This is a genomic window from Lysobacter enzymogenes (assembly GCF_023617245.1).
Taxonomy (GTDB): Bacteria; Pseudomonadota; Gammaproteobacteria; order Xanthomonadales; family Xanthomonadaceae; genus Lysobacter; species Lysobacter yananisis.
The window spans coordinates 5,309,142-5,322,735 of the sequence record NZ_CP067396.1 but is presented as its reverse complement, the minus strand read 5'-3'; the positions used below and the strand labels follow the sequence as shown (position 1 = coordinate 5,322,735).

The 13,594-nt window shown below is 70.2% G+C and carries 11 protein-coding genes; 3 read left to right on the top strand and 8 right to left on the bottom strand.

Annotated elements, in window-relative coordinates; genetic code table 11:
• Positions 1-7: 7 nt before the first annotated feature.
• The gene (locus tag JHW41_RS21990) at positions 8-640 is read right to left on the bottom strand and encodes a TetR family transcriptional regulator (protein ID WP_057946096.1); all 633 of its coding nucleotides are present in this window, start codon (positions 638-640) and stop codon (positions 8-10) included.
• Positions 641-735: 95 nt separating this feature from the next.
• On the opposite strand from JHW41_RS21990, the gene JHW41_RS21985 reads away from it, so the two are divergent.
• Positions 736-1,431 (top strand): O-methyltransferase, encoded by a 696-nt coding sequence (locus tag JHW41_RS21985; protein WP_250447170.1) that lies wholly within the window; start codon positions 736-738, stop codon positions 1,429-1,431.
• Between the two features lie 25 nt (positions 1,432-1,456).
• On the opposite strand, the gene JHW41_RS21980 is transcribed toward JHW41_RS21985, so the two are convergent.
• Genes JHW41_RS21980 through JHW41_RS21970 form a run of 3 tightly spaced genes read right to left on the bottom strand, consistent with a single transcriptional unit; the run spans position 1,457 to position 4,718 of the window.
• Complete coding sequence (locus tag JHW41_RS21980) at positions 1,457-2,827, bottom strand: FAD-binding oxidoreductase (protein ID WP_250447167.1); 1,371 nt, start codon at positions 2,825-2,827, stop codon at positions 1,457-1,459.
• 13 nt (positions 2,828-2,840) lie between these two features.
• Positions 2,841-3,911 carry a GNAT family N-acetyltransferase gene (locus JHW41_RS21975; RefSeq protein WP_250447149.1) on the bottom strand — a complete coding sequence of 357 codons (1,071 nt, stop codon included), beginning with the start codon at positions 3,909-3,911 and terminating at the stop codon, positions 2,841-2,843.
• A gap of 60 nt (positions 3,912-3,971) precedes the next feature.
• Complete coding sequence (locus tag JHW41_RS21970) at positions 3,972-4,718, bottom strand: class I SAM-dependent methyltransferase (protein ID WP_057946100.1); 747 nt, start codon at positions 4,716-4,718, stop codon at positions 3,972-3,974.
• 385 nt (positions 4,719-5,103) lie between these two features.
• Between JHW41_RS21970 and JHW41_RS21965 the strand changes: the two genes are divergently transcribed.
• Positions 5,104-5,712, top strand: coding sequence for a hypothetical protein (locus JHW41_RS21965; RefSeq protein WP_250447145.1), 609 nt, complete (start codon positions 5,104-5,106; stop codon positions 5,710-5,712).
• 36 nt (positions 5,713-5,748) lie between these two features.
• Here JHW41_RS21965 and JHW41_RS21960 read toward each other — a convergent pair whose 3' ends face one another.
• Positions 5,749-6,483 (bottom strand): hypothetical protein, encoded by a 735-nt coding sequence (locus JHW41_RS21960; RefSeq protein ID WP_250447142.1) that lies wholly within the window; start codon positions 6,481-6,483, stop codon positions 5,749-5,751.
• Between the two features lie 339 nt (positions 6,484-6,822).
• On the opposite strand from JHW41_RS21960, the gene fabV reads away from it, so the two are divergent.
• The gene (gene fabV / locus JHW41_RS21955) at positions 6,823-8,031 is read left to right on the top strand and encodes an enoyl-ACP reductase FabV (protein WP_250447139.1); all 1,209 of its coding nucleotides are present in this window, start codon (positions 6,823-6,825) and stop codon (positions 8,029-8,031) included.
• Between the two features lie 157 nt (positions 8,032-8,188).
• On the opposite strand, the gene JHW41_RS21950 is transcribed toward fabV, so the two are convergent.
• From JHW41_RS21950 to JHW41_RS21940, 3 genes are all read right to left on the bottom strand, one after another.
• Positions 8,189-9,469, bottom strand: coding sequence for an acyltransferase family protein (locus tag JHW41_RS21950; protein WP_250447123.1), 1,281 nt, complete (start codon positions 9,467-9,469; stop codon positions 8,189-8,191).
• Positions 9,470-9,703: 234 nt separating this feature from the next.
• Entirely contained in the window at positions 9,704-11,926 is a 2,223-nt protein-coding gene (locus JHW41_RS21945) for a carbohydrate binding family 9 domain-containing protein (RefSeq protein ID WP_138884609.1), read from the bottom strand.
• Positions 11,916-13,529: a glycosyltransferase family 87 protein gene (locus tag JHW41_RS21940; RefSeq protein WP_250447120.1), complete on the bottom strand. Its 1,614-nt coding sequence runs from the start codon at positions 13,527-13,529 to the stop codon at positions 11,916-11,918. The genes JHW41_RS21945 and JHW41_RS21940 overlap by 11 nt, the downstream gene beginning before the upstream one ends.
• Positions 13,530-13,594 lie beyond the last annotated feature (65 nt).

The following is a 13,594-nucleotide window of genomic DNA, read 5'->3' as shown; positions in this document are numbered from 1 at the left end:
CGGCCTGTCAGCGCCGCCCGACCGAACGCAGGTAGGCGCAGAACATGTCGGCCATGGCCTGCGCGTAGGTCTCGATCTCCTGCGCCGTGCGCGGCGTCTCCGAGAATTCCTTGCCGACCTGCGACAGCGTGGTGATGACCAGGTCGCCGGCGACCGTGCGCGCCGCGTCGTCGGCGCGCGGCAGCGCTTCGCGCATGAACGCTTCGAACGCGCGCTCGCTGGCGCTGTGGGCCTGGCGCGCCTCGGGCGCGTCGCGGTACAGCGGCGCGGCGTCGGCCAGCGCCACCCGCATCGCCGCCTCCTCGCATTCCGAACGCACGAACGCATGCACCAACTCGCGCAGCCGGCGCAGCGGCGGCTTGCGCGCGTCTTGCAGGATCGCGCACAGCAGCGCGGTGGTCTGGCCCCATTCTTCGGTCTGCAGGCGGAACAGGATCGCCGCCTTGTTGGGGAAGTACTGGTACAGCGAGCCGACGCTGACGCCGGCGCGCTCGGCCACGCGCGCGGTGGTGAAGCGCTGCGCGCCTTCCTTGGCCAAAACCTGAGCGGCGGCCTCCAGGATCACCGCGACCGAGTCGCTGGAGCGCGCCTGCTTGGGCTGTTTTCGCTGGGAAATCTGCGGTTTCTTGGGGTCGGTCATGGGGGCGGCGCCAATGCGAATAGCGAACATGACGAATCAGTCGCATTCTGATTCTACCCCCCAACGACGCCCGCATACGGGCCGGAGACGCCGCAATGAATACCTCCGCTGCAAGCCATGGCGCGGCCAGCACGCTCACCGCCGCGCCGCTGTCGGCGCTGATCCAGCGCTTGTTCGACGAAGCCGACGCGACCTCGCCGATGGACCTGCCCGAAGTGGCCGCGATGCCGCGCGACGAACACGAGCGGCTGATGCGCAGCACCACCGAATACCTGGATTTCTACGGCCGGCTCAAGGACATGCCGCTGGCGGTCTCGCGCGAGACCGGCATCCTGCTGTACCAGCTGGCGCGCAGCACCGGCGCGCGCAGCATCGTCGAGTTCGGCACTTCGTTCGGCATCTCGACCCTGCACCTGGCGGCGGCGCTGCGCGACAACGGCGGCGGCCGCCTGATCAGCAGCGAGTTCGAGCCGTCCAAGGTCGAGCGCGCGCGCGCCAATCTCGCCGCCGGCGGCCTCGCCGACCTGGTCGAGATCCGCGAGGGCGATGCGCTGCGCACCTTCGCCGCCGACCTGCCCGAATGGATCGACCTGGTCCTGCTCGACGGCGCCAAGGCGCTGTACCCGCAGGTGCTGGACCTGCTGGAGCCCAGGCTGCGCCCCGGCGCGCTGATCGTCGCCGACAACGCCGACTACAGCCCCGACTACCTGCAGCGCGTGCGCTCGCCGCAGCGCGGCTACCTGTCGGTGCCGTTCGGCGACGACGTGGAACTGTCGATGCGCCTGGGCTGAGCGGCGCCGCATCGGCCGGCGCGGGTCAGCGCCGGCCGATGCGCACGTCGTGGAACACGCCGTCGGGATCGCAGCGGCGGCGCAGTTCGCGCAGCCGCGCCCAATTCGCCGGGGCGAAGCAGCGCTCGACCCGGTCCGAGCGTTCTTCCAGGTCGAACTCGTTGATGTAAGCGCCGCTCGCGACGCCGGCCAGTTCGTCGTACAGCGCCTTGAGCCAGCGCCGGTTGGCCTCGTCGTCGCGTTCGGCGTCCCATTGCGCGTAGGTCGAGACGAACCAGCGGCCGCGCGCCGAGAACGCCGCGTCGGGCAGTCGCGGTTCGCCGCGCCAGATCAGCAACGGCACGGTCGCCGGCGACGGCCGCGCGGGCAGGTGCGCGGCGAGGATGCGCGCGGCCTCGCCGGCGCGGTCGGTGAGGATGTTGTCGCTGCGGTAGCGGCGCGAGACCAGCATCGCCTCGCTCTGGCGGTAGATCGCTTCGAAACCGCTGGGCTGGTCCTGCGCCGGCGGTTCGAGCAGTCCCGCCGGCAGGCGCGCGAACAGCGAGGCGTGCAGCGCCTGCGCCTGGCGCGGCGTGTCGGCGAAGGCGAGCGCGCTCAGCGATGCCTGCAGGCCGTCGCCGTCGGGCACCACCGCGACCATGACCTGCAGCGCCGGCTCCGGGTCGGCGCGTTCGATCGCCTGCAGCAGTTCGCCGAGCCGGTCCAGGCCGGTGCGCGCGCTCGTCGAGGTGATGCAGCGCGGCAGCGGCCGGCAGTCGAGATAGAACTTCACCACCACGAAGCCCAGTCCGGGGCCGCCGCCGCGCGCGGCCCAGAACAGCTCGGGGTGGTGTTCGGCGTCGGCGTGCAGCAAGTCTCCGTCGGCGCCGATCAGGTCGATCGCGCGGACATTGAACGCGCTCATCCCGCCCCAGGCGCGGACGTTGATGCCGAGCCCGCCGCCGAGCAGGAAACCGCTGAGCCCGACGTCGCCGCCGTGGCCGGTCGGAAACGCCAGCCCGTGCGGCGCCAGCGCCTGGGCCAGTTGCCGGCTGCTCGCGCCGGGTTGCACCGCGGCCAGGCGCGCGGCCGCGTCGACGTCGATCCGGTCCAGCGCGGCCAGATCCAGCAACAGGCCGTCGTCGCGCAGGAAGCAGCCGGCGTAGCTGTGGCCGCGGCCGCGCACGCTCACCGGCAAGCGGTGGCGGCGGGCGAAGTCGATGCTGTGGGCGACGTCGGCGACCGACTGCGCGCGCACGATGTACTCGGGGAAGCGCTCGAAGCGGCGGCCGTTCCAGCAGGCGCTGCGGTGCCAGCCGGCGTATTCGGCGTGATGGCGCGAGCGCGCCTTGCCGTCGAGGTGGCGCGGGAAGATGCGGAAATCGTCGGCGTCGATGGGATCGCGGCGCGGGTCCATGGCGGAGCTCCTGTCAGTCGAGGGCGGCGGAGGCGGGCACGCGCGCGGGCGGCGGGGCGGTTCGCGGCAGCGGCGCGAGACGGGCGATCGCGCATTGCAGCGGCACGGGCGACAGGCCCAGGCGCCGCTTGATCCGTTCGTTGAGGCGGCCGCCTTCGAAACGCTGCAGGCCGTGGGCGAAGGCGTGGCGAAAGGCGGCGGCGAAGCAGATCGTGTACGGGCTGAAGTCGCTTTGGTCGTAGGTCACGCCGGCCGACCACAGGCAGAACGTGTCGCGCCGTTGCCAGCCGATCATGCCGCTGATCACGCGCCCCTGCGCCTGGATCAGCACCAGCCGCGCCAGGTCGCCGCACAGGCGCACGAAGCGCGCCAGCGGCGCGGCCGGGAAATAGTGCGGGGTGCCGCGGCGGGCGGTGGTGCGGAAGCACAGCTCGCAGACCTGCTCCAGACGGTCGTCGAACGGCGGCGCCAGCACCTGCGCGCTCGCGCCGCTGGCCTCGAACTTGCGCAGCTGGCGCCGCATTTCCGCGCGTCCGTCGCTCGGCAGCGCGCGCACGTAGTGATCGAAGTCGTCGAACGGGCCCAACTGCGCGTCGTAGCGTTCGACCAGCGGGTGCAGTCGCAGGCGGCTGCCACCCGCCCGCGCCGCTTCGCCGAGATTGAGCAGGCCTGCATAGGCGGCGCCCTCGCGCGCGGCGACGTCCAGCAGCGCGTCGAGCAAGGCCTCGCGCACGCCGCCGGCGGTTTCCAGGCAGGGCACGCTGCTGTCCCAGCAATGCATCATGTGGCTGAACAGACCCGATTCCCCGCCGGCATCGCGAACCTGCGCGGCGCGCGCCAGCAAGCCCAGCGGGTCCACCGCCGCCAGGCGCTGCAGATAGGCGGGCAGGCATCCGGCCAGTTCGTCGCCGTCGTACGCGCACAGGTACAGGGTCTTCTGCGTCGGCAGCAGCGGCGAGCGCTCGGCGGCGAGCAGGAAACGCCAGTCGTAGAACAGCGACGCGCGGCTGGCGTCGTGCAGGGTCTGGTAACTGCGCCGGTCGATCCGCTCCAGCGAGTCGAACACCTCGATCCTCGGTTTCACCACGGCCTCCTCGCGCGCGAACGGGCCTGCGCCGGCCGCGGCCGGCGGCGTTGCGGCGCGTCAGCCGCGCCGGCACTCGACGATGGCGGCGTGCGGCCGGCGCACATAGGCCTGCAGCTCCGGCGGCGCGTCCGCCGGCGCGTGCAGCTGCGGCGGGTGCCAACGCACCGCCGTGGCGCCGGCGCGGTGCAGCGCGGTTTCGATCGCGCTGCGGCTCCAGTACCAGGCGTGCACGCTGGCGTCGTAGCGCTGCTGATAGAACAGGTCCAGGCGCAGGCGCGCGCCGTCGCGATGCGGCTCGCGCGGATCGTCGGGCGTCATGCGGAAGCCGAACGGCTCGTAGTACGACGGCGCGGGTTCGTAATCGGGATGGATCGGCAGCGCGATCAGGCGTCCGCCCGGGCGCAACGGCGCGAGCATCTGGAAGCACATGCGCTCCAGGTCAGGAAGCGCCTGCGCATACGGCAACACGTACACCGCCAGCACCAGGTCGAAGCGGCCGGCCTGGTCGGGCCCGAGCGCGGATACGAACTCCACGTCCAGGCGCTCGGCCGCGGCGCGGCGGCGGGCGCTGGCCAGCATGCCTTCGGCGAGGTCGTAGCCGACTACGCGGCGCGCGCCGGCGCGCTTGAACATCCGCGCATACGTGCCGGCGCCGCAGCCGAAGTCGAGCACGTCGGCGCCGGCGACATCGCCGATGCGCGCGAGCACGCTCGGCGTCTCGATGTATTTGCGGAACGGCCAGTCGCTGATGTCCTCGTACAGATCGGCCAGGGCTTCGAACTGGGCGGCGTTGTGCTGGGTCATCGGTCGGGTCCTCGACGAAAGCGGGCGATGCGGCGGACGCGGCGGTGCGACGGCTTGCGCGGCGACGCGTGCGGACGCGTTCGCCGATGCGGATGGAGTGCGCGCGTCTTCCCCGGCGTGCGGCGGTACTAGTACGTCCGAAGCCGCCCGCGCGAACGTGATGGCGAATGCACAAATGCGGCCGTTAACGCACGCTCACGCGCGTGCGGCGCGCGCGGTCACAGCGCGGGGGCGAGGGTGATGGAGCGTGAGCCGTTTTCGCCGCGCCCTGCGAGTGCATCGATGGGCGGCCCGCTCTCCCGGCGCGACCGCATCGCCGCCGCCCGCACCACGCAGGCATTGGCGCCACGTCGGGATTCACCTGTCTTTCGAAGGGATATCGATCATGAAACTCAAGTCGTTCGCGACACTCTCGCTGTCGGCCTCGCTGCCGGCGCTGGCCTTGCTGGCCGCGTCGCTTCCCGCCGCGGCCGGCTCGGTGACGGTGTCGCCGGCCGGTTCGACCACGCTGGCCGGCGATGCCACCATCACCGTGATGGGCCTGGACGGCCGGCTCGAGCGCCAGGTGCGCTGCGCGCTGAGCCTGAGCATCGCGCTCGCCGGCAACGGCGCTTTCAGCGTCGGCGCGATGGAGTTTTCGCCGCAGTGCCAAGACCAGACCGGCACGCCGTTCAGCGCGGTCGCGCAGAACCTGCCGCAATGGCGTGGCACCACGTCGGCCTACGACGCCCGTTCGGCGCAGTCGGCGCTGACCAATCCGTGGATCGTGCTGATGGAGGACAGCGGCCTGGGGCCGCCGTACTACGCCGAGTGCCGCGGTCCCTCGTTGAAGGGTTTGTACTGGGTCGGCCTCGCCGGCGGTCCGCCGACGCCGGCCACGCGCCTGTACACGCCGGGCAACCAGTCGATCGGCGCGACCTCGAGCGGGCGCAAGTGCTACATCGACCTGGACCTGCGGCCGGCGTCTTACCAGTATTTCAACTACCGGCCCTGAGCCGCGCGCCCGCCGCACGCGCGGCGGGCGCATTCCTCAGTGCGCGGCGAGCCAGACGGGCCACCACAGGATCAGGCCTTCGCCGGCCTGCCATGGCTTGCGGGCCAGAACCCCATTGCGCAGATGCACCAGCGTCCAGCCTGCATGGGGCATGGGAAAGCTGTGCGTTCCGCCGCCTTCGACCGAGACCGTCGCCTGGCGTCCGTCGAAGACCAGGACGAACCGCGACAGCGACGGCTTCGGCGAGAGATCGGCGACGGCAAGGGCCTGGGTTTCGCCCAAATCGTCGGATGGACCGGCCAGCGACCAGTCCGGTCGCCCGGGCGCGTACAACTGCGCGAGTACCCGGGTCGGCCCGGCCCCTGCGTCCTTGCTGTCGTCGCTTCGCCACAGGCTGAGGACGAGCAAGCGCAACTCGCCGGTCTTGCTCGACTCGAACGTCCATTCGATCAGGGCCTCGCCATCGACGAAGTTCTGCGGCCCCACATCCACCTCCAGACGGACCGGAGCGGCCGTTGTAGCGGGCGGCCGGCGCAACGTGTCCCATTGCAGATCGTGCAGGCGCAAGCCGCCGGCGGGATCGAGCGGACTGGGGCGGTCGCGGAGCAGATCGACCTGGCAGCGGCCGCCGGCATAGTCGTCGCCGGACCGGGTCAGCAACGGGACCTCGACGATGCCGTCGCAGAAGTCGTTGCCGCCCGCGGCGACGGCTGGGAGGGCGGGGCCGGCGCAAAGCAGGCCGGCGAGGGCGAGGGAAGACAGACGATGCATGCGACCTCCTTGTTGAGCAGACCGCGCAGCGGGCACGATGCCCGGATGCGCTGGCGTCGGGGGATATGCGCGCCGTTACCGGCGAGCAGGGTTGGCGGCGAAGCGGCCCCGCCGCCGGCGCGAGCGGGCGCCGGCGGCGAATCAGTCTGCCATCGGCGGCGCATGCCATCCGCGGGGATCCGCGGCGCTTGCGGCGCCGATGCCGGATACTCGCGATCCAGCCCCGAAACGGCTCACGCTCGTGGCTGAATGCGCCCATTCGTGCCCGTACGGCGCCGGGATTTCAGCATCGGCGCGGCAGCGCCTAAAATGCGTGGCCCCAGCCGACGAGATTCGACATTGATCATCCATCCCAAGGTCCGCGGTTTCATCTGCATCACCACCCACCCCGTGGGCTGCGAGCTCAACGTGCGCGACCAGATCGCCGTCGCCCGCGCGCACGGCGTGCGCAAGGACGGCCCGAAGAAGGTGTTGGTGATCGGCGCGTCCAGCGGCTACGGGCTAGCCGCGCGCATCGGCGCCGCGTTCGGCTTCGGCGCCGATACGCTGGGCGTGTTCTTCGAGAAGCCCGGCAGCGAGAAGAAGCCCGGCACCGCCGGCTGGTACAACGCCGCCGCGTTCGACAAGTTCGCCAAGGCCGAGGGACTGTACGCGCGCTCGATCAACGGCGACGCGTTCTCCGACGAGGTCCGCGCTAAGGCGATCGAGCTGATCAAGAACGAGATGGGCGGGCAGGTCGACCTGGTGATCTATTCGCTGGCGTCGCCGGTGCGCAAGCTGCCGTCGACCGGCGAGGTCAAGCGCTCGGCGCTCAAGCCGATCGGCGCGGCGTACACCTCCTCGGCGATCGACACCAACAAGGACCAGATCGTGCAGGCCACGATCGAGCCGGCCACCGAGCAGGAGATCGAGGACACGGTCACGGTGATGGGCGGCCAGGACTGGGAGCTGTGGATCGACGCGCTCGAGCGCGCCGACGCGTTGGCTCCGGGCGCGCGCACCGTCGCCTTCAGTTACATCGGCACCGAAATCACCTGGCCGATCTACTGGCACGGCGCGCTGGGCCGGGCCAAGGCCGACCTCGACGCGACCGCGCTGCGCCTGGACGCGCGCCTGCGCGCGCACGGCGGCGGCACGGCCAACGTGGCGGTGCTCAAGTCGGTGGTGACCCAGGCCAGCTCGGCGATCCCGGTGCTGCCGCTGTACATCTCGCTGGTGTTCAAGGTGATGAAGGAAAAGGGCCTGCACGAAGGCCCGATCGAACAGCTCGACCGCATGTACCGCGAGCGCATGTACCGCCAGGACGGCCAGCCCGCGCAGACCGACGAGCAAGGCCGCCTGCGCCTGGACGACTGGGAACTGCGCGAGGACGTGCAGGCGCAATGCAGCGCGCTGTGGCCGCAGGTGACCAGCGAAAACCTATTCGCGCTCAGCGACTATGCCGGCTACAAGCACGAGTTCCTGAAGCTGTTCGGCTTCGACCGCGACGACGTCGACTACGACGCCGACGTCGACCCGGACGTGAAGTTCGATTGCATCGAAATGTGATCGCGAAAGGCCGGCGCAAGCCGGCCTTTTCGTTTCCAGCCGCCGCGGAAATCCGGGCGCCCCCTGTAGGAGCGGCGCGAGCCGCGACCATGAAACCTCGCTTGCGTCGTCAGCGCGATGTCGCGGCTCGCGCCGCTCCTGCAGTCGGGAATCCGGTTTACGAATCCGCGGCCACCGCCAGTGGCGCCACGGCGGCGCGGCGCGCGCGCAGCCGCTCGGTCAGGCGCTTGCCGGCGCGGATGCCGGGCTCTTCGATCCAGCGGTAGCTCAGCAGCGAGCCCGCGCACAGCGCCAGCGCGCAGCCGATGTTGACGATCCAGAACGGCAGCGTGCCGCTGAGCGCGTAGGCCTTCACCCCGGGAATCGCGAACACCGCCACCAGCGCCAGCCCCTGCGCCAGGTAGATGCTGTAGCTCATCGCGCTGAGCCGGCGCGAAGCCGGCCACGACAGCGCGCCGAACAGGTCGTTGCCCGAGCACAGCACGAACAGGAACGTGCCCAGCAGCGGGCAGAACGCCAGCAACTGCAGCATGCCGACATCGCGCGCGCCCAGCATCGCCGCGAACGCCAGCGCGATCGCCAGCAGCGCCAGCGCGCCCCAGCGCGCCTCGTGCAGGCGCACGCGTTCGCCGATGCGTTCGTGCAGCAGCGAGGCGACCAGCATGCCGGTGGCGAGCGTCGCGATCAGCTCGGCCAGCACCGCCAGCAACAGCGCCGGCCGCGGCTTGACCCCGGGCACGAAGCCGCCGTTCCAGGTGCCGGCGAGGATGACCAGCAGACAGGCCGCGACCACGCCGGCGCTGAACGCCAGGTGCCGTCCGCGCCGCACGAACAACGCCCACAGCGGCAGCGAGAAATAGAACAGCCACTCGAACAGCAAGGTCCAGGTGACGCCAGCGAGGATGGTGCCGGTGTCGGCGTAGCCGTTGATCGCCGGCGGCGGCGGCAGGATGCCCAGCGCCAGCCACGCCAGCGCCTGGCCGATCACCTGCAGCGGCGGCTGCCGCCATTGGAAGCCGGTGCGGTAGGCGACGATGGCGATCATCGTCGCCACCACCGCCACGTACATGGGCCCCAGCCGGAACACGCGGCCGATGTAGAGCGCCTTCCAGTCGGGCCGGCCGCCGGCCTTGAGCAGCTTGTTCCAGAACAGGAAGCCGGTGAGCATGAAGAACAGCGCCACCGAGATCACCGCGGCGACGTTGTAGAAGCGCGCGGACGATGGCTTCCACACGCCGCTGAGCAGATAGTCGTAGTGCACGACCGCGTGCACCGCGAACACGCCCAGTGCCAGGAAGCCGCGCAAGCCGTCGAGGGTGTCGGTGCGCCGGCCGCTGCCGCCGCCGGCGTCGGCGCCGCGGAACGCGGGCAGCGCGGCCAGCCCCAGGCAGGCCAGCAGGATCGCGAAATACGGCCATACCGTGTGGATATCGACCATAACGCTGCGCGCCGCGGGAGTGGGGTGGCAGCAGGCTAGCGGCCCGGCCGCGCGGCTTCTGCCGTCGGGATCACGCTTCCCGGGCGACGCCGGCGGGCAAACGTGGACTGGGTTGGCTTTCCGGTTTTTTCCGCACGTCGCAGCCGGGACGGGCGGCCCCGGTCCGAGCGCCGCGGATACGACGAAGGCCGGCTTGCGCCGGCCTTCGTGGACGTTGCTCTGGCCGCGCCGCGGTCAGAAGTTGAACAGATAGCTGAACTTCATGAAAAGCTGCTTGCCCGTATGCATGTCCAGCCCGCGCGTGGGCACGACGATGTTCGGGTTCTCGTTGATGCGCAGGTTCTCCTGCTGGTCGGTGTAGCCCAGGTAGAACGCGGTACCCGGGTTGGGCGAATAGCTCACCAGCAGGTCGGTGACCAGCTTCTTGCCGCGCGGGATCGCGAACAGGTTCTGGTTGGAGTCCAGCGCGCGGTAGTCGAAGATCACGTGCGCGGCCCAGAAGCGGCTGAACTGGTACTTGATCTTGGTGCGCGACTGGGTGGTGCTGAATACCCGCGAATCCGAATCCTGGCCGGCCAGCGAATGCTGGGTGCGCAGTTCGTCCCAGATGAAGGACTGGTCGATGCGCAGCTGCGCGAACGGGCTGATGGTCAGTTTGATGATCGCCAGGCGCTGGTCGCCCATGAACGGCTCCAGCCCGGCCGCAGGCGTGTAGTTGATCTTGTCGCGCACGGTGATCTTCGCTTCGGCGGTCAGCCACCTCCACCACTCGGTGCTGGCGCCGATGGTGAAGCCGCTCATGTAGAAGTCCTTGCCGGCGAAGGTCTCGTAGTTGCGGATCAGGTTGCCTTCGAACTTGGTCTGCAGCAGGCCGTTGACCACGAAGCCCGGCTCGACGCTCCAGTCCTGCACGTCGTTGCCCTGGTCGACGGTGTACTGCGCCGTCAGGGTCGGGCCCATGCTGATCAGCCACGGCGCCTCGGGGAACTGCTTGAGGTAGGACGACTTCTGGTAGAGCTGGCGGATGTCCACGCGCGGCAGGTAGGCCAGTTCGGCCTCGAAGTCCTTGCTGGCGTCGAAGTACTGGCCGTCGAAGTTGAAGTTGCGGCCGCCGCGGATCGCCTGCAGGAAGAACAGGCGGCCGTCGCGCTTGTAGCCTTCGGCTTCCTCGGAGTTGCTGTGCGCGGCCTGGGCGTTGAGGCTCCAGCTGTCGTTGAGCTTCATGCGCGAATCGACGCTGAAGACGCGGTTGTACTGGTCGCCGACGCTGCGGTCGGACAGGAACACGCCGAGGTTGGACTGCTGGCCGATGTCGCGCTGGACGCGGGCGATGCCGATCTTGCCGGTCTTGCCGGCGTCGTCGCCGCCGACGGTCGCGCCGGCGTACTCGTCGTCCATCAGCAGGCCGCCGACGGCCCAGCGGCCGAGCCGGCCGGACACGCGCGCGCCGTACTGCGGGTTGACGATGCGGCGCGAGTAGAACATCGACACCGGCGAGGTGAAGATGCCGCTGTTCTCCAGGAAGAACGGTCGCTTCTCCAGGATGTTCTGCTCGTAGCGCTCGTTGACGATGACCTGCGGCTCGTCGGTCTCGACCTCGCCGAAGTCGGGATTGACGGTCAGGTCGACCGCGATCGAATCCTTGATCACGAACTTGGCGTCCACGCCGAGCTCGCTGCGGCGGTGGCCGCGCATGTCCGGGCGGCCGGCCGAGTCGACGCCCAGGGTCTGCGCGTCGCGGTAGGTCATGTGCGGAATGACCTGGATGTTGCGGCCCGGACGCAGGTCGTCGTCGATGCGCGCGGTGGCGAACTGGGCGACGAAGCCCTCCTTGCGCTCGGTGATGTAGGGCCAGTACACGAACTCGTTGGTGCGCGGGACGATGCGGTTGACGGCGATGCCCCAGTCCTGCTTGGAGCCGCGTTCGAAGCGCAGGCTCTTGAACGGGATCTGCATCATCGTGACGTAGCCGTCGTCGGTGATCTGGCCGTCGGAGACCCACTGGGTGTCGAAGTTGAAGTCGTAGCCCGGGCCTTCGGTGTAGCGGCTGTCCATCTGCGCGCCGTAGGGGTTCACCGTGAACACGAACGCGCGCTGCTTGTCGTGGTAGGTGTCGAGCATCAGCTGCACGCCGTCGTCGCCGAACACCGCGTCGCGGCGGGCGATGCGCGCGCGCACCTGCTTGGGATCGTCCTTGCATACGAACACCACGTACAGGTTGTGGTCGTCGTACGACAGGTAGGCGCGGGTCTCCAGGGTCGAGGGCACGCCGTCGCCGGGTTTGTTCTGGCGGAAGTCCTTGACCTCCGCGCCCGCATTGGCGGGGATCTTGCCGATGTAGTCCTCGAGCCGCGGCGCATGCTCGGTGCGCGGAATGTCGAGAACGTCTTGAGCGTGGGAGCAGAACGAAGCGCTCAACAGCCCCAGCATCGCCAACCACAGAGATTTACGCCGCATCGCTAACCACCTTCGTATTGAGAAAAAAGGATTCCTTTCCGGCGGCCGCGGCGGCTGCCGAATCGTCGTTGCTCCAAGAACTCTTGCCGTGGCCCGCGCCTGCGCGCAGCGCGTGCGGCTTGCGCAGCACCGCCCACACGCACAGCCCCAGCGCCACCGCCTGGATCGCGCTGGCCAGCAGGATCCGCGCGTGCAGTTCCGGCAGTTCCACCCCGCCGACCGGCATCACCGCCGTGCACGCCAGCCAGCCCAGCGCCAGCAGGGCCAGGTTGCGCGCCGACGGCAGCGCGGCCGCGGCGATCAGGCTCCACAGCCACATCGGCGCGATCAGGCCGCTGTGGTCGGGCAGGAACGGGCTGCGCATGGTCGCCAGGCCCAGCACCGCCACCCACACCGCGGCGCGTTCCAGCCGCGTCATCGAGGCGTTGCGCGCGGCCGCGACCAGCGTCAGCGCGATCGCCAACGCGGTCCACACCCACGACACCGTCCCCATCACCGCGCGGGTCATGCCGTCCAGGCCCAGCGCCTTGGCCTTGAGCACCGCGCCGGGCACCGACTGGTTGAGCGCGCTGACCCACTCCAGCCCGGGGATTTCCAGGAACGCCCAGGCGTCGCCGCTGGCGATGCGCGGCGCCTGGTAATGCAGGAAGGCCTCGAACGGCGCCTTGCCGAACCAGGCCAGCGCCACCAGGCTGTAGAAGACCGAGAACGCGAAGGTCCAGATCGCCGCGCGCCAGCGCTTGGTCGCCAGCAGGTAGATGCCGAGCAGGCCCGGGAACAGCTTGAAGATCGCGAAGCCGAGCATGGCCCCGCCGGCGACGTTGCGGCCGCGTTCGAACTGGATCATCGCCAGCACCGACAGCGAGATCGCGGCGAGCTGGAAATTGCCGACCTGCAGAGTCACCACGATCGGGCTGGACACCATCACCAGCGGCATCAGCAGCCAGGCGCGGCGGCCCGCGCCCTGGCCGATGTAGGCCGCCAGCGCCCACAGCCCGGCCAGCACGATCGCCGCCTCCACGCCGAACCAGGCCGCGCGCAGGCTGTAGAAGTCGCCGCCGAGCAGCAGGCCGAGTTCCGGCAGCAGCACGAACTGCGGCAGGTACATGAACTCGTCGAGCTTGAAGTGATCGACCGAGCCGGTGTACAGCGCCACGTCGTAGAGATTGGCCGCGCCCTCGCGCGCCAGTTCCGCCGCCTGCCAATAGGCCGAGTAGCAGCTGTGGCCGATGTAGAACGGATCGAACCAGAACGCGGAGAACTGCGACTGGCTGGCGTCGGCCATGTACAAGGCGACGCCGAGCAGGCGGGCGATGGCGAGCAGCGCGGCGAGCGCCAGCAGCGCGAACGCCAGGCCGTGGCCGCGGCGGCGGCCGTCCCACTGCGCCGGCAGGCGCCGCGCCAGCGGATGCCACAGCAGCGCCAGCGGCAACGCCGCCAACGCCAGCGACAGCGCGAACGGCAGGCCGCCGGCGCGCGCGCCCAGGCCGACGCCGGCGACGACGGTGGCCAGCATCGGCCAGACCAGGCCCAGCGCCAGCGCCGCGGCGAGCGCGCGCTCGGCCGAGAGTTTCGTGGACGGTGTTGCAGTATTCGCGTTCATCGCGGTGCGCGCTCCTTGCGCGGCACGATGCGCGCGGCGGTGTCCTGGTTCATTGCGTTCTCCCC